Origin of the sequence: Halomonas sp. THAF12, from assembly GCF_009363675.1 — a bacterium.
Taxonomy (GTDB): Bacteria; Pseudomonadota; Gammaproteobacteria; order Pseudomonadales; family Halomonadaceae; genus Halomonas; species Halomonas smyrnensis.
In genome coordinates this window covers 574,747-591,056 of the sequence record NZ_CP045399.1, presented here as the reverse complement: position 1 = coordinate 591,056, position 16,310 = coordinate 574,747, and the positions used below count along the sequence as shown (strand labels likewise).

The 16,310-nt window shown below is 69.6% G+C and carries 10 protein-coding genes; 3 read left to right on the top strand and 7 right to left on the bottom strand.

What is annotated here, in order from left to right; all coding sequences use genetic code 11:
* Nucleotides 1–8: 8 nt before the first annotated feature.
* The 7 genes from FIU88_RS02685 to FIU88_RS02655 form a co-directional block, all read right to left on the bottom strand.
* Nucleotides 9–1,115: an AbrB family transcriptional regulator gene (locus tag FIU88_RS02685; RefSeq protein ID WP_152478084.1), complete on the bottom strand. Its 1,107-nt coding sequence runs from the start codon at nt 1,113–1,115 to the stop codon at nt 9–11.
* 3 nt (nt 1,116–1,118) lie between these two features.
* Nucleotides 1,119–1,868, bottom strand: coding sequence for an SDR family NAD(P)-dependent oxidoreductase (locus FIU88_RS02680; RefSeq protein ID WP_152478083.1), 750 nt, complete (start codon nt 1,866–1,868; stop codon nt 1,119–1,121).
* Entirely contained in the window at nt 1,865–3,376 is a 1,512-nt protein-coding gene (locus FIU88_RS02675; protein WP_152478082.1) for a tripartite tricarboxylate transporter permease, read from the bottom strand. Before FIU88_RS02675 ends, FIU88_RS02680 begins: the two co-directional genes overlap by 4 nt.
* A gap of 15 nt (nt 3,377–3,391) precedes the next feature.
* Nucleotides 3,392–3,853, bottom strand: a complete 462-nt coding sequence (locus FIU88_RS02670) for a tripartite tricarboxylate transporter TctB family protein (RefSeq protein WP_172977643.1) — start codon at nt 3,851–3,853, stop codon at nt 3,392–3,394.
* Nucleotides 3,854–3,917: 64 nt separating this feature from the next.
* Entirely contained in the window at nt 3,918–4,880 is a 963-nt protein-coding gene (locus tag FIU88_RS02665; protein ID WP_152478080.1) for a tripartite tricarboxylate transporter substrate binding protein, read from the bottom strand.
* 255 nt (nt 4,881–5,135) lie between these two features.
* A complete protein-coding gene (locus FIU88_RS02660) occupies nt 5,136–5,810 on the bottom strand; it encodes a GntR family transcriptional regulator (protein WP_152478079.1) in 675 nt (224 codons plus the stop codon).
* 86 nt (nt 5,811–5,896) lie between these two features.
* The gene (locus tag FIU88_RS02655; RefSeq protein WP_152478078.1) at nt 5,897–6,226 is read right to left on the bottom strand and encodes a hypothetical protein; all 330 of its coding nucleotides are present in this window, start codon (nt 6,224–6,226) and stop codon (nt 5,897–5,899) included.
* Nucleotides 6,227–6,395: 169 nt separating this feature from the next.
* Between FIU88_RS02655 and recC the strand changes: the two genes are divergently transcribed.
* The 3 genes from recC to recD are packed head-to-tail and all read left to right on the top strand — an operon-like array spanning nt 6,396 to nt 16,188.
* Nucleotides 6,396–10,007 carry an exodeoxyribonuclease V subunit gamma gene (gene recC, locus FIU88_RS02650; RefSeq protein ID WP_152478077.1) on the top strand — a complete coding sequence of 1,204 codons (3,612 nt, stop codon included), beginning with the start codon at nt 6,396–6,398 and terminating at the stop codon, nt 10,005–10,007.
* Entirely contained in the window at nt 10,004–13,966 is a 3,963-nt protein-coding gene (gene recB, locus FIU88_RS02645) for an exodeoxyribonuclease V subunit beta (RefSeq protein WP_152478076.1), read from the top strand. The genes recC and recB overlap by 4 nt, the downstream gene beginning before the upstream one ends.
* Nucleotides 13,963–16,188, top strand: a complete 2,226-nt coding sequence (gene recD / locus FIU88_RS02640) for an exodeoxyribonuclease V subunit alpha (protein ID WP_152478075.1) — start codon at nt 13,963–13,965, stop codon at nt 16,186–16,188. Before recB ends, recD begins: the two co-directional genes overlap by 4 nt.
* Nucleotides 16,189–16,310: the final 122 nt, after the last annotated feature.

The following is a 16,310-nucleotide window of genomic DNA, read 5'->3' as shown; positions in this document are numbered from 1 at the left end:
TTATTGGTTCAGGCATGGGGTGAATCTTGGAACCCCGGCAGGCGGGACAGCCGCCCCCACAGGGGACCGGCAAAAAGGTTGACGGAAAGGGCACGAATGGCATGAAACCCCGCCACCAGGGCGGCATTCTGGCCAAGGGCCTGTGCGGTCAGGGTCATTTCGGCCATGCCGCCCACGGAAAAACCGAGCACGAGGGTCGCGGGGGACTCCCCGGATGACGACACCCCCGTCACTGCCAGGGCCGCCATCGCGGCCACCAGGCCGATCAGCATCAGGACCGGCACCCCGGTGGCGATGGCCTTCGGCAACATCCGCAGGGTGGCTTGCTGAAACTTGGCCCCGAGGTTGAAGCCCACCACCACCTGCGCGATGACGAGAATCTCCTGGGGGATTGGCGCCGAGGGCAGCACCTGGCTTCCGGCCAGCACCCCCGCGACGACGAGGGGCGTCAGGAACCAGGCGGATGGCATCCTGAGCCGCCCCGCGCCCCCACTCACCGCCGCACACAGCACCAGCAGCGCGGCCAGTGTCACCATGTCGATAGGCGGCTGCGCTGCCTCGGCCGGCATCATCGACGGGGTAGCACTGATCACGAAGAGCGCCGCCGGCAGCAGGGTGACGATCAGGCCGACCCGAGTGGCATGCAGCGCCGCGATGGCCGCCCGGTTGGCGCGATAGCCCTCGCCGATCTCGGCCATCTCGATCACGCCCCCCGGCAGCAGGCAGAAGTAGGCCGTGGCCTTGTCGAGCCCGGAAAGCCGGGCGTACAGCGGCGTGACCAGGATGGTCAGCGCCACGCCGAGGGCCGCCGAGGCCAGCATCACCGGCAGCCAGCCGAGTAGCTGACGGGCCACCTCGGGCGTGATCCAGAGCCCGACGCTGGCCCCCACCACGAGCAGCCCCGTGCGTTGGATCGGCTTGGGCGCACGAGCCGGGCGGCCGATGCCCGCCCAGATGCCGGTCACGATGGCCGCGCCAAGCAGCCAGCCGAGCGGCAGCCCAAGGGCATTCCAGACGCCGCCTCCGACCAGGGCGATGCCGCCGGGCAGCAGGAAGCTCTGCCACCAGAATGCCAAGGCGGCCCTGGGGCGATCGGGTTTCAGATCGATGCTCATGGATCAGCCCAGGTAGCTTCCGCCGTTGAGGTGGAAGGTCTGGCCAGTGGTGTAGCGGCTCATCGGCCCCGCCAGGTGGCACACCAGGGCGGCGACCTCCTCCGGACGCCCGAGGCGGCCGACGGGAGGCTCCTCGCCTCCCTGCAGCCTGGGGGGCGGAGAGCCCGCCGGCCGTTCGGTGTCGATCTGTCCCGGCACGATGCAGTTGGCGGTCACACCCCTCTCGCCGAACTCCACCGCCAGCGCCCGGGTCAGCCCCACGACGCCCATCTTCGAGGCGATGACGTGGGCCCGCTCCGCCGCGCCCCGGTGCGCGCTGACGCCGCCGAGGGTGATGATGGCGGCCTGGTCGGAATCCAGCAGCAGGGGCAGGCAGGCCTTGCTGGCCAGAAAGACTCCATCGAGATTGATCGCCATCACCCGACGCCACTCCTCGAGAGTCAGCTCGGCGAATGGCGTATGGGGCCGGATAGCGGCGCAGCACACCAGGGAGTCGAGCCGGTGGAAGCGCTCGCTCACCCGTTGCACGGCACGCTCGACCGCCTCGGCGTCCGCGAGGTCGGCGACAAGACCGAGCCCCTGACACCCGAGCGCCTCAACCTGGGCGAGGGTCTCGCTCATGGCCTCGCCATGGTGGCTGGCGATGATCGCCACATCGGCGCCCTGCCGAGCGAGCTCCAGCGTCACCGCGCGACCGATATTGCGGCTGCCGCCAATCACCAGGGCAACGCGGCCTGTCAGGGGGTGGCTCATCTCACTCGCCCCCCCGGTGAGCTGGATGCGGCACCGCGCATGCGACGAAGCATGGAGGAAAGAGGCTTGTAGAAGATGCTCAACGCCGCCAGGACGAAGAACAGCAGGGCCACTGGCCGTTCGAGGAAGCGGGTCGCGTCCTGATCGAAGATGATCAGCGACTGGGCCAGGGAGTTCTCGACCAGCGAACCGAGAACGACCCCCATGATGATCGGGGCGGCACCGAACCCGTAGCGCTTGAGCCAGAAGCCGATGAAGCCCGCAATCAGCATGATGGTGACGTCCACCAGGCTCTGGTTGACGCCATAGGCGCCCACCACGCACAGGGCGAACACTGCCGGCCACAGGAAGGTTCGGGGGATCATGGAGATGCGCGAAAAGAGCTTGGCGCCGGCCAGACCGAAGACGAGGAACACCAGGTTGGCCACCAGCATAGCGGCGAAAATGGAGTACAGCAGGTGGGGCTGATTCTCGAACAGGTAGCTGCCGGGGCGAATCCCGTGGATCTGCAGGCCGCCCAGGATCACGGCCGCCGTGGCGGATCCGGGAATCCCCAACGCCAGCGTCGGCACCATGGAGCCGCCGGTAGCAGCGTTATTGGCCGCTTCCGGCCCCGCAATGCCCTCCACCTCGCCGGTACCGAACTTGTCGCCATGCTTCGACCAGCGTCGTGCCTCGTTGTAACCGATCATCGACGCCATGGTGCTGCCTTCCGCCGGCAGGATGCCGATGAAGGTCCCGATACCGGAAGAGCGAAGGATGGTCTTCCAAACCCGTTTGAAGTCATCCCGAGACGGCAGCTTGATGGCGTTGAGCGAAATGCGGTCCTTGGCCCGGTCGATGACATCGGACTGGGACAAGAGCTCCGCCACCGCGAACAGGCCGATCAGGATGGGGATGAAGCTGATCCCTTCATACAGTTGCGGCACGCCGAAGGTGAAGCGCTCGACGCCGGTCGTCAGGTCCACCCCGATGGTGGCGATCAGCAGGCCGAGTGCCCCACCGATCAGGTTCTTGACCGGCGACTTGCCGCTGATCGACGCCAGCATGGACAGCCCGAAGATCGCCAGCGCGAAGTACTCGGGAGGGCCGAAGGAGTGAGCGATGTTGGCGAGTGCCGGGGCCGCCAGCACCATCACGATCAGCGAAAGGATACCGCCGATGACGCTGGACACCGCGGCCATGCCAAGCGCGCGACCGGCTTCACCGCGCTGCGCCATGGGAAAGCCATCGAAGGCGGTCGCGGCCGCGGGCGGGGCGCCTGGGGCATTGATTAGAATCGCCGTGATGGAACCACCGAAGGTACCGGCGCAATAGAGCGCGGCCAGCATCGAGATCGCCGGTATCGGCTCCAGATAGATGGTAAAGGGCAGCAGCAGCGCCACCGCCATCGATGAGCTCAGCCCCGGCAGCGCCCCAACCAGCACACCGATGATGGTACCCAGCAGGATGACGGCAAGGGAGGTGGGATCAGTGAGTATGCTGAACCCTGTCAGAATGGGATCCATGGTCGTCTCCTTCCCTCAGGTCAGCCACGGGCTGAGCACGCCCTGCGGCAACCGAAGTTTCAGTGCAAAGGTAAAGAGCAGGTAGATGCAGGCCGGCACTGCGATGGCATAGATGAGGACGTACAGCCTGCGTCGCTCCCCCCACAGCAGCGGGATAATCAGGCAGGTCAGCATGGTGGTCAGCGTCAGCCCGAGCAGGCTGAACAGGAATACCGCGGCCAGCAGCACCAGCGCCGTGGCCCACATGCGCCAGGAGATGGCCGACTTGGCCTCTTCCTCCTGGCCGCGTCCCTGGTAGATCATGACCAGTGAAAGCACGGCGATGACGACTAGGATCAGGCGCGGCATATCCGCCGCCTGCATGCCCTGAGCGAAAGACGGGGGCACCCTGTCGAAGCCCGCCGTGATCCCGTAAAGCACGCCCACCAGCACCAGCAGCACGCCACCCGGGAGCAGATCTCGCCAATGACGAATCATGAGCGTCTCCTTGTCTCGCATGGGAGAGGGACAGGGCCGCTATGCGCGGCCCCTGCTACACGGGTCACGGGAGCAGACCGAGGTCGGACATGGTGGTCTCGCCCGCCTCGTACATGCGACGAAGCTGCGTGTCCCAGGCCTCGGCGCCAGCGATGCTCGAGCCGTCGAGGCCGATACCGTCGAGGTATTCCTGGTAACGCTCGCTCTGCATACCGCCGAGCATGGCCTGTTCGAGCGCGGTGACACGCTCCTGGGGGGTATCCTTGAGCACCACGTATCCGCGGACCGTAGAGAACGCGACGTCCATGCCGTTTTCGGACAGGGTCGGCACGTCCGGCAATGCGCCCATGCGTTCTTCCGCCATCACCGCCAGGGGACGAAAGTCGCCCGCGTCGACCTGGTCCTGGGACTCCGAAATATTCAGGCCGGCGGCATCGATGTCACCGCGGGACAGGGCGGCGGCAAATTCCGCACCGCTGTCGAAGGGCACGTAGGAGACGTTAATGCCCGCCTCGTTGGCGAAGCTCATGGCAGCAATGTGATCGACGCCACCGATCTGGGTGCCGCCCCACTTGATCGTGCCCGACTGGCCGGCGGCGATCAGGTCGTCCAGGGTGGCATAGTCGCTGCCGCCCTGGACCATGATGATGATGGGGTCGTCGGTAGCCCTCGCGACACCCTGGATGTCTTCGATACCGATCGGGGCGTTGCCGCGCAGCATGGTGAACAGGTGGGTCGGCGTGACCGCCATCAGGGTATGTCCGTCGGCGGGCTTGTCGCTGACGTAGCTCATCGCCACGGAACCGCCACCGCCCTTCTTGTTCTGGACGAAGACGTTGTGGTCGAGCTGTTCCTGGGTCGAGAGGGCCACCATCCTGGCGGTCGTGTCGGTGCCACCTCCGGGTGACGTGTGAACGGCGATTTCGACCGGTTCGGTCGGAAAGTCGTCTGCCGCCTGGGCGATCGAGGCAAGGGAGGCAGAGGTCATACCCACCGCCAGCATGCCGGTTGTGAACCAATGAGGCATGGTGGTGCTCCTTGAAGTCGTTGTTAGTGAGGCCTGCTTCGAAACCGACTGTAAACTGTTAACAGTTTACAGAAAGGAACGCTAACAGAGCCCTTACCTCGTCATAAGTAGACGTTGGTCTATGTGCGTGAGGGGGAACTCGGCTCAGACCGACGCTGGGAGTCGTCCGGTCCTCGCCGCTGGAGCGCTATGCAGGCGCTCCTGGAAGGCTCTGCGAGAGAGACAGAAGGTTCTAGATACAGCGAAGCGACCGGCTCAGGACTCTGCAAGCGCTTCCGACATGCGGCGCCACCCTGCCATGACATGATCGCGCAAGGCCTTGGATGCCTGATCGGCGTCGCGCTCGGCAATCGCCCTCACGATTTCCTCGTGCTCCGCATTGGAAGCCTTGAGATTGCCCCGCTGCACCAGCCCGCGCCGGCGGAACAGGTGAAGCTGCTTGATGATGTCGTCGTAGTAACGGGCAAGGGAGCTATTCCCGGTATTGGCCATCATGGCATCGTGGAATTGCAGGTTCAGCTGATAGTAGCCATCGAGGTCCTCACGCTCAGCGGCCTCGCCCATCTGATCGACCAGTCGATTCAGTTCCGCGATCACCTCGGGCGTGGCCCTCTCGACCAGCAACTCGCCCACCAGGGCGGTCAAGGCACGACGTACCTCATAGAGCTCGTGGGCCTCCTCCAGGCTCATCTCGCGCACGTAGGCGCCGTGATTGGCAACATTGCGAATCAACCCGGCGTACTCAAGGCTTCGGCAGGCCTCGCGAATCGGCCCCCGGCTGATATCGAACCTGGCCGCCAAGGCGCTTTCATTGATACGGTCCCCGGCAGAAAGCTCGCCAGAAATAATCAGTTGCTCGATGGCATCTCGAGCGATGGAAGTCAGCGTGCTGGAACGGCGCTGACCAATGCGGTCCTTGGTTGAGTCCATGCTAGGCCTTCATGGCAGACTGATTGTCAACTGTTGACGATACCACCTGTCTCCCTCGAAAGGGACCCCACGAATAGGCACTCTCCTCAACCGTCAACCAGCGCGGCATACCAGTCCGAATAGGGCGTGTTCTCGACCTTGCACCGGGTGTAATCCGGCGCGCCGTCCCGCCACCACACCGGCCCGCGCTCGCCCAGCGCCCGCTTTGCCTCGTCGACCCGAGCGCGAGCCTCGCGCTCGGCCTGCGGGTCTTGCGCACGCTTCGCCTGGGCCACGCCGCGCCGGGCCCGCATCAGTTGCCGCACCCACGCCTCACGCTGCGCCTCGGGCAGCTCGGGATTCGTACATCGCCACAGGCGGCCGCGGACCACGATATAGCGGCCGTCCGGCGTGGTCAGCGGCGTCGATGAGCTCATGGTGAAGGTGCCTCCCTGCCAGGTGAGCGTTCGGGGCTTGCCAGGCAAGGCCGGCATGCCTTCTCGACTCGTGTCCGCCGCGGAGGTTCATCCGGCCCTCGGCCCGCTTCATGCCCCCGGCGTTTTGCGGCACCATTGAACTCCGTTTCATCGCCGCGCAGGATTCGCCATGCTCGCCACCGCCAAGACCGAACTGACGCCCGGCTTCATGGTGATCCACGGCAATCGCCTGGAGGCGCTGCGCGACCTGGCGGTGGAATGGCTGCGCAATCACCCGCTGGGGCCGCTCGAGGACGAGGTGATCCTGGTACAGAGCAACGGCATCAGCCAGTGGCTGAAGCTGGCGCTGGCCGCCGATCCGCCCGCCGGCGCCGGCATCGCCGCGGCGATGGACGTCACCCTGCCGGCGCGCTACCTGTGGCAGGCCTACCGCGCGGTGCTGGGCAACGAGGCCGTGCCGCCGGCCTCGCCGCTGGACAAGCCGCGCCTGATCTGGCGGCTGATGCGCCTGCTGCCGGAGCTCACGGACGACGAGACCTTCGCCCCGCTGGCGCGATTTCTGGCCGACGACGAGGACCGCCGCAAGCGCCACCAGCTGGCCGAGCGCCTGGCCGACCTGTTCGACCAGTATCAGGTCTATCGCGCCGACTGGCTGGCCGCCTGGGCCGAGGGCCGCGACGAGCTGATCGACGCCCGCGGCCAGGCCCGGCCGCTGGCCGAGGACCAGCGCTGGCAGCCGGCGCTGTGGCGGCGCCTTCGCGACGACATCGGCGAGGATGGCCTCGCCACCAGCCGCGCCTGGGTGCATACCCGCTTCCTCGAGGCCTGCCGCGAACTGACGCCCGAAACGCGACCGGCCGGGCTGCCGCGCCGGGTGGTAGTGTTCGGCATCTCCTCGCTGCCCCGCCAGACGCTCGAGGCCCTGGCCGCGGTGTCGAAGGTCACCCAGGTGCTGCTCTGCGTGCACAACCCCTGCCGCCACTTCTGGGCGGACATCATCGAGCACAAGGACCTGCTGCGGGCCGCCCGCCGGCGCCAGCGCCATCGCCCCGGCATGCCGCTCGCGCTCGACGACACCCAGCTGCACCTCCACGCCCAGCCGCTGCTGGCCGCCTGGGGCAAGCAGGGCCGCGACTACCTGCGCCTGCTCGACGAGTTTGATGATCAGGACGCCTACCGGGCGCTGTTCGACGCCGAGGCGATGCGCATCGACCTGTTCGACTCGCCTGCCGACGGCGAGGCCCCGGGGCTGCTCCAGCAGCTGCAGGACGACGTGCTCGAGCTGCGCCCGCCCCAGGAGACCCGCGAGGCCTGGCCGGCCGTGGACCCGGCCCATGATCGCAGCCTGCGCTTCCACGTCGCCCACAGCGCCCTGCGCGAGGTCGAGATCCTCCACGACCAGCTGCTGGCCGCCTTCGACGCCGACCCCACGCTGCGCCCGCGGGACGTGCTGGTGATGGTGCCGGACATCGACACCTACGCCGCCGCCGTGCAGGCGGTGTTCGGCCGCCTGCCGCCGGAGGACCCGCGCCACATTCCGTTCACGCTCTCCGACCAGACCAGCCGCCATCGCCAGCCGCTGCTGGTGGCGCTGGAGGCGCTGCTGCACCTGCCGGAGGCCCGGCTGACGGTCAGCGACCTGCTGGACCTCTTGGAAGTGCCCGCCCTGCGCGCCCGCTTCGGCCTGGACGCCGACGCCCTGCCGGTGCTGCGCCGCTGGATCGAGGGCGCCGGCATCCGCTGGGGGCTCGACGCCGAGCAGCGCGCCCGGCTCGACCTGCCCGGCGGGCTCACCGCCAACACCTGGGCCTTCGGCCTGCGCCGCCTGCTGCTGGGCTACGCGGTGGGCGACACCGCCGACGGCCCCTGGCACGACATCGAGCCCTATGGCGACATCGGCGGCCTGGAGGCGGCGCTCGCCGGCCCGCTGATGGACCTGCTCGACGCCCTCGAGGCCCAGTGGCGCGCGCTCACAGAGCCCGCCGACGTGCCCACCTGGTGCCGCCGCCTGCGCGGGCTGCTCGCCGCCTGCTTCGCCGCCGAGGACGAGGCCGACCTCGCCACCCTGAGCCGCCTGGAGGAGGGCCTGGAGACCTGGCAGGAAACCAGCGAGGACGCCGGCCTCACCGAGGCGCTGCCGCTCTCGGTGGTGCGCGAGCACTGGCTCGGCCAGCTCGACGAGGCCAACCTCTCCCAGCGCTTCCTGGCCGGCGCGGTGAACGTCGCCACCCTGATGCCGATGCGCGCCATCCCCTTCCGCCACGTGTGCCTGCTGGGCATGAACGACGGCGACTACCCGCGGGTGCAGCGCCCGCTGGACATCGACCTGATGGGCCACGACTACCGCCCCGGCGACCGCTCACGCCGCGAGGACGACCGCTATCTGTTCCTCGAGGCGCTGCTCTCGGCCCGCGACAGCCTGATGGTCAGCTGGGTCGGCCGCAGCATCCACGACAACGAGCCGCGACCGCCCTCGGTGCTGCTCGGCCAGCTGCGCGATCATCTGGCCGCCGGCTGGCGGCTGGCCGGCCACGAGCACGAGGACGACGCCGACCAGGCCCTGGTCGACGCCCTGACCACCGAGCATCCGCTGCAGCCGTTCAGCAGAAGCTACTTCGCAGATAATGCTCAACTCTTTACCTATGCCCGCGAGTGGCGGGCGGTGCACGACGGCCGGCCGACGCCGGAGGCCGCCGCCGACGGCGAGCTGCCGCCGATCGAGGTGGACACGGCGCTGACGTTGTCGCGCCTCAGCGGCTTCATGAAGGACCCGGTGAAGGCCTTCTTCACCACCCGGCTCGGCGTGTATCTCGAGCGCGAGGCGCTGGAGAGCCCCGACCACGAGCCCTTCGCCCTGGACGGCCTGGACCACTGGCAGCTGCAGCAGGCGCTGATCGAGGCCGGCCGCCGCGCCGTCGATGCCGCCGAGCCGCCGATGCCCGCCGTGCACGACACCCTAGAACGCCTGGAGCGCGAAGGCCGCCTCGCCATGGGCGGCTTCGCCGAGCTGATGCGCGAGCACCTGGTCGAGCCGCTGGACGGCCTGCTCGGCGACTACGCCGACCAGCTCGAGGCCTGGCCCCACGCCTGGGAGACGCCGGCCGCCGTGTCGCTGACGCTCGCCACCGACCAGAGCCCACAGTCGAATGACCCGCTGCACATCGAGGACTGGCTGGACGGCCTGCGCGAGAACGCCGACGGCGAGCGCTCCCGGCTGGTGCTGATGACCAGCAGCCTGGTCAACAAGGGAAAATATCACTGGAAGCACTGGCTGGCCCCCTGGGTCGCCCACCTCGCCGGCCAGCTCACCCTCGGCCCCATGACCACGGTGCTGCTCTCCCGCGCCGGCGGCGGCACCCTGGCACCGCTGGACGCCGGCACCGCTCGCGCGCATCTGGAGGCCATCGCCCGCGCCTGGCGCGCCGGCATGGCCACCCCCCTGCCGCTGGCCCGGGACACCGCCTTCGCCTGGCACGAGAAGGGCGGCGACCCCGGCGCCCTGGCCCGCGTCTTCGGCGACGAGGCGAAAGCGGAAGAAGCCGATCACAAGGCCTGGAAGGCCGCCGTCACCGCCTTCCATGGCACCGGCTTCAACGGCGACCATGGCGAGCTTGGCCGCGATCCGTACCTCGCCCGCCAGTGGCGCGACCTCGAAGGTCTGGTGCGCCATGAGGCCGCCGGCCGGCGCTTCACCGAGCTGACCGCGGCGCTTTACGCGCCCCTTCACGATGCGGTGAAAACCAGGAAGAACGGGAGCAAGGGCCAGGGAGGCAAGGCATGACGATGACGGAAACCCTGCACGCGGCCGAGACGCCTCGGCTCGATCCCGTGGCGCTGCCGCTCACCGGCAGCCGGCTGATCGAGGCCAGCGCCGGCACCGGCAAGACCTTCACCATCGCCCTGCTCTACCTGAGGCTGGTGCTCGGCCCGCGCGATGAAGCGGACGCGGCCAGCTTCCCGCGGCCGCTGACGCCGCCGGAGATCCTGGTGGTCACCTTCACCAACGCCGCCACCCAGGAGCTGCGCGACCGCATCCGCGCCCGGCTGGTGGAGGCGGCGGACGCCTTTTCGCTCTCTACGTCGCTCGATGCCGCGACCGAGACGCTACTTCCGCCGGCCGACGCCGCGCCCGAGCTGTTTCCCAACGAGACCGGCGACCTGTTCGCCGAACCGGAATTGGGGACAGACCCCGATTTCGGAGAAATCGGGGTCTGTCCCCAATTCCCCACGAACGACGAAGCGCCGAGCAGCGATCCGCTGCTCGCCCTGCGCGACAGCTACCCCCGCGAGAGCTGGCCGACCTGCGCCCGCCGGCTGCGGCTGGCCGCCGAGTGGATGGACGAGGCCGCGGTCTCCACCATCCACGCCTGGTGCCACCGCATGCTGCGCGAGCACGCCTTCGACAGCGGCAGCCTGTTCGCGCTGGAGATGGCGCTGGACCAGTCGGAGATGGACCTCGAGATCGCCCGGGACTACTGGCGCAGCTTCTACTACGACCTCGACCCCGAGGCGCTGGCCATCGTCGCCCGCTACTGGACCACGCCGGACGTCCTCAACGACACCGCCGCCCGGCTGCGCACCCACGCCGCCGCCCTGCCCGTGGCCCCGCCGCCGGCCGAGGCGCTTTCCAACTATCGCGAGCAGCGCGCCGCGGCGCTGGCCGAGCTGAAGGCGCCCTGGCCGGTCTGGCTCGACGAGCTGGAGGCGCTGCTGGAGGCCGCCGCCAAGCGCAAGGCGTTCAACGGCCAGAAGCTCAACGCCAGGAGCCGCGCCAACTGGCTCGCCGCCCTGCGCGACTGGGCCCATGACGCGGAACTCGCGAGCCCCGACCTCACCCCGGCCGCCTGGAAGCGCCTGACGCCGGACGGCATCGCCGAGATCTGGAAGGAAGAGCCGGCCCCCAACCTGCCGGCGCTGGAGGCCCTGGCCGAGCTGCCGGAGCGCCTCGCCGAGCTGCCCGACCCGTTCGCCGACCTGCTCGCCCACGCCGTGCACTGGATGGCCGCGCGCCGCGAGACCGTGCAGCGCCGCCGCGCCGAGCTCGGCCCCGACGACCTGCTGCACCGGCTGGACGCCGCCTTCGCGGGCGAGGCCGGCGAGACGCTTTCCGCGCGCATCCGCGAGCAGTTTCCGGTGGCGCTGGTCGACGAGTTCCAGGACACCGACCCGGTGCAGTACCGCCTGTTCGACCGGGTCTATAAGATGGCGGCGAATCGAGGCGATAGCGCGGCTCCGGACGCTGAAAATAGCGCGGCGTCGGGCGCTGAAAATAGCGCGGCGTCGGGCGCTGACAAGAGCGCGGTACTGCTGATCGGCGACCCCAAGCAGGCGATCTACGCCTTCCGCGGCGCCGATATCCACACCTACCTCCAGGCCCGGCGCGACACCGCCGGCCGCCACGTCACGCTGGGCACCAACTTCCGCTCCGCCACGCCCATGGTCGAGGCCGTGAACCGGGTGTTCGCCCACGCCGAGCAGGGTGAATCCGGCGCCTTCCTGTTCCGCCGCGGGGACGATAACCCGGTCCCCTTCGCCCCCGTCGACGCCAACGGCAGGAAGGACGCCCTGGTGCGCCGCGGCGCCGCGCAGCCGGCGCTGACGCTCTGGCACCTGGCCAGCGACGACACCCTGCCCAAGGGCGCCTACCTGGCCGAGCTGGCCGCGCGCTGCGCCACCGAGATGGCGAGCCTGCTGCGTGAAGGCCAGGCCGGGCAGACGGGCTTTACCCAAGATGGCGAACTGCGCCCGCTGGCGCCGTCGGACCTCGCCGTGCTGGTCAACAACGCCAGCGAGGCCCGCGCCATCCGCACCGCCCTGCTGGCCCGCGGCATCCGCAGCGTCTATCTCTCCGACAAGGAGGGCGTGTTCGAGACCGAGGCCGCCGCCGAGCTGGAGGTGTGGCTGGCCGCCTGCGCCGCGCCGGACGACGAGCGCTGCCTGCGCGCGGCACTCGCCACGCCGAGCCTGGGGCTCTCGCTTTCCGAGCTCGACGCCCTGAACGGCGGCCCCCAGCAGGACGAGCTGGCCTGGGAGGCGCGGGTGATGCAGTTCCGCGACTACCACCGCCAGTGGCAGCGCCGCGGCGTGCTGCCCATGCTGCACCGGCTGCTGGCCGACTTCGCCGTGCCCGGCCGGCTGCTGGCGGTGCCCGAGGGCGAGCGACGGCTCACCGACCTCCTGCACCTCGGCGAGCTACTGCAGGAGGCCAGCGCAGAGATCGACGGCGAGCACGCCCTGCTACGCTTTCTGGCCGAATCCCGCGCGCATCCGCACGCGCAGTCCGACACCCACCGCCTGCGCCTGGAGAGCGACGCCGACCTGGTGCAGGTGGTCACCATCCACAAGTCCAAGGGCCTGGAGTACCCGCTGGTGTTCCTGCCCTTCATCGCCGCCTTCCGCCCGGTGAAGCAGGGCGACCTGCCGCTGCGCTGGCACGACGACGACGGCCACCTGCGCCTTTCGCTTGCCGCCGACGAGGCGATACTCGCCCGCGCCGACCACGAGCGCCTGGGCGAGGATCTGCGCAAGCTCTACGTCGCCCTGACCCGCGCCCGCCACGCCACCTGGCTCGGCCTGGCGCCGCTGGACGCCATGGAGCGCAGCGCCATCGGCCATCTGCTCAAGGGGGGCGAGGCGCTCTCGCCCGACAACCTGCGCCCGGCGCTCGAAGCGCTGGCCGACGAGAACAGCAGCGATCACCACGAACAGGTCGCGGTGCAGGACGCCCCCGAGGCCGATGCCACGCCGGTCGAGCTCGCCGGCGACGACGCGCCGCTGGGTGAGGCCCGCGCGCCCACCCGGGCGATCCGCGAGCACTGGTGGATCGCCAGCTACTCGGCGCTGCGCACCGGCGCCACGCCGGACGAAGAAGCTGAATCGACTGCCGAGGCCGAGCCGTCGCCCGAGCCCACCACCGCCGACGAGGCCACCGCCATGGAGGTGATCCACGAGCCCTTCGATGCCGCCGCGGCCACGGTGAGCGAGGGCTCGCTTCACCGCTTCCCCCGCGGGCCCTCGGCGGGCACCTTCCTGCACGGCCTGCTGGAATGGGCCGGCGAGGAAGGCTTCGCCCGGGTGGCCGAGGACGACGCGCTGCGCGCCGACACCCTGGCCCGGCGCGCCAACCGCCGCGGCTGGGAGGGCCAGATCGCCGCCCTTTCGCAGTGGCTGCCGGAGCTACTGACCACGCCGCTGCCGGTGCCGAAGCCGGGCGATGGCGAGGCCGCACCGTTGAGCCTCGATGCGCTTGCCGGCTACCGGGTCGAGCTGGAGTTCTGGTTCGCCGCGCACAGGGTCAACACCCGCAGGATGGACGCCCTAGTAAGCGCTCACACACTCGGCGGGCGGCCGCGGCCGGCGCTGGAGCCCGATACATTGAACGGCATGCTCAAGGGCTTCATCGACCTGGTGGTGGAACACGAGGGGCGCTTCTACGTGCTCGACTGGAAGTCCAACCACCTGGGCGCGGACGATGCCGCCTACACCGAGGCGGCGATGGCGGAGGCCGTGCTCGAGAAGCGCTACGACGTGCAGTACTGCCTCTACCTGCTGGCCCTGCACCGGCTGCTCGAGGCCCGGCTGCCGGACTACGACATCGAGCGCCACCTGGGTGGGGCGCTCTACGTCTTCCTGCGCGGCACCCGCGCGCCCTCCCGCGGCGTGCACGCCGAACGCCCGCCCAGCGAGCTGATCCTCGCGCTCGATGCCCTGTTCCGCGCCGCCGAGGAGGCCAACCCATGACCCCGGATATTCCCAACGAAGTTGCCGCACAGGCGCTGATTCAAGCGCCCGAACATGCGCTGGCCGATCACGCGGCGCTGTTCGCCCTGCTCGACCGCTGGGTGGCGCGCGGCTGGCTGCGCTCGCTGGACCGCGCCTTCGCCGCCTTCCTGCATCGCGAGGCGACGGTGGCCAACGGGGTAAGTGAGGCCTCACCCCTGCTGTTGCTGGCGGCGGCCCTGGCCAGCCACCAGCTCGGCCGCGGCCACGTGTGCCTGGACCTGGCCCAGACGCTGGCCACCCCGGACCTGGCGCTCTCGCTGCCGCCGGAGGGCGACAGCCTGGAGGACCCGCCGCCGCTGCCGAGCCGGGTGATGGCCTCGCTCGAGCTCGACGCCTGGCGCGCCGCGCTGGCCCAGCCCGAGCTCGTCGCCGAGGGCCCGGGCAGCACCCCGCTGGTGCTCGCCGGCACCCATGCGCGCCCGCGGCTCTACCTGCGCCGCTACTGGCAGCACGAGCAGGATATCCACAGCCGGATCTTCGCCCGGCTCGGCAGTAGGGAGAACGACGAGGCGCCGGACGCGGCCCGCCTGCGCCCGATCCTCGATGCGCTTTTTCCCGAGCGGGGCGATGCGCCGCCAGCCATCGACTGGCAGAAGGCCGCCTGCGCCCTGGCCGGCCGCTCGCGCTTCGCGGTGATCACCGGCGGCCCCGGCACCGGCAAGACCACCACCGTGGTGCGCCTGCTCGCCCTGCTCCAGGCGCTGGCCATGGGCAATAGCGAAGACGAGGAAAGCGAAGCGGACGGCGCACCGCCCCTGCGCATTCGCCTGGCCGCGCCCACCGGCAAGGCCGCGGCCCGGCTCAACGAGTCCATCGCCGGCCAGGTGGCGCGGCTCGACCTCGACGGCCTGGCCGACGATCCCGAGCGGCTGCGCGAGGTGATTCCGAAGGACGTCAGCACACTGCACCGGCTGCTCGGCTCGCGGCCGGACACCCGACGCTTCCGCCACGATCGCCATAACCCGCTGCCGCTGGACGTGCTGGTGGTGGACGAAGCCTCGATGGTGGACGTGGGCATGATGGCCGCGATGCTTGAGGCGCTGCCGCCCCGGGCGCGGCTGGTGCTGCTCGGCGACAAGGACCAGCTCGCCTCGGTGGAGGCCGGCTCGGTGCTCGGCGACCTGTGCGCCCGGGCCGAGGGCGGCCACTACACCCCGGCCACCGCCGAGTGGCTGAGGGATGCCACCGGCCAGCCGCTGCCCACGGAGACGCGGGACGCCGACGGCCAGCCGCTGGACCAGGCCATCGCCATGCTGCGCGTCAGCCACCGCTTCACCGCCGACAGCGGCATCGGCCAGCTGGCCGCCGCGATCAACCTGGAGGACGAGCCCGCGGCCAAGCGCAAAGCGATTGGCGACGCGCTGAGCGCCGGCTTCGCGGACCTCTCGCACCAGAAGCTTTCCGCCGACGACGAGCGCGGCCTGGCCCGCCTGGCGGTGACCGGCTGCCCCGAGCGCTTCGCTCACCATCAGCCCGGCGCCCGCGCCGCCATCGCGCCGCCGGTGGGCTATCGCCACTTCCTCACGACTATGGCCGAGCGGCGCCCGGCGATTGAGGCGGATCAGGACGCCTTCGATGATTGGGCAAGAGAGGTGCTAGCCGCCCACGGCGACTTCCAGCTGCTGTGCGCGCTGCGCCGCGGCCCCTGGGGCGTGGAAGGCCTGAACGAGCGGGTGCGCCAGGCGCTGGAGCGGGAAAAGCTGATCGACAGCCAGGACGGCCGCCAGCGGTGGTATCCCGGCCGCCCGGTGCTGGTGACGAAGAACGACTACGGCCTGGGGCTGATGAACGGCGATATCGGCATCACCCTGGACATGCCACGCCCGGATGCAATGCACTCTTCACAGCGCCCGAACAATGCGCTTGGCGACGGCAGCCGCCTGCTGCGGGTGGCCTTCCCCGCCGGTGATGGCACCGACCGCATCAAGTGGGTGCTGCCCTCGCGCCTGCAGGCGGTGGAGACGGTGTTCGCGATGACGGTGCACAAGTCCCAGGGCTCGGAGTTCACCCACGCCGCCCTGGTGCTGCCCGACGCGCCGAACCCCATCCTCACCCGGGAACTGGTCTACACCGGCATCACCCGCGCCCGCCACTGGCTGACGCTGGTGGAGACCGGCCGCGGCCTGCTGATGGACGCGGCGCAGCGGCGAGTGATGCGGGTGAGTGGGTTGGGGAGTTGATGAGCTTCGGCTCCCTTATTAAAGCAAATGTCTAGTTCAGCTTTAGGCCGGAAACAGACGTTAGAAATATTCTGATGTAACACCCATCTCTGGCAGGATCACCCCACCGTTTTCTATGTCTA

Coding starts and splice junctions, on each gene's coding strand:
- FIU88_RS02685 (WP_152478084.1), bottom strand. CDS start 1,115: ATGAGCATCGATCTGAAACCCGATCGCCCCAGGGCCGCCTTGGCATTC.
- FIU88_RS02670 (WP_172977643.1), bottom strand. CDS start 3,853: ATGATTCGTCATTGGCGAGATCTGCTCCCGGGTGGCGTGCTGCTGGTG.
- recD (WP_152478075.1), top strand. CDS start 13,963: ATGACCCCGGATATTCCCAACGAAGTTGCCGCACAGGCGCTGATTCAA.
- FIU88_RS02660 (WP_152478079.1), bottom strand. CDS start 5,810: ATGGACTCAACCAAGGACCGCATTGGTCAGCGCCGTTCCAGCACGCTG.
- recB (WP_152478076.1), top strand. CDS start 10,004: ATGACGATGACGGAAACCCTGCACGCGGCCGAGACGCCTCGGCTCGAT.
- FIU88_RS02675 (WP_152478082.1), bottom strand. CDS start 3,376: ATGGATCCCATTCTGACAGGGTTCAGCATACTCACTGATCCCACCTCC.
- recC (WP_152478077.1), top strand. CDS start 6,396: ATGCTCGCCACCGCCAAGACCGAACTGACGCCCGGCTTCATGGTGATC.
- FIU88_RS02680 (WP_152478083.1), bottom strand. CDS start 1,868: ATGAGCCACCCCCTGACAGGCCGCGTTGCCCTGGTGATTGGCGGCAGC.
- FIU88_RS02665 (WP_152478080.1), bottom strand. CDS start 4,880: ATGCCTCATTGGTTCACAACCGGCATGCTGGCGGTGGGTATGACCTCT.
- FIU88_RS02655 (WP_152478078.1), bottom strand. CDS start 6,226: ATGAGCTCATCGACGCCGCTGACCACGCCGGACGGCCGCTATATCGTG.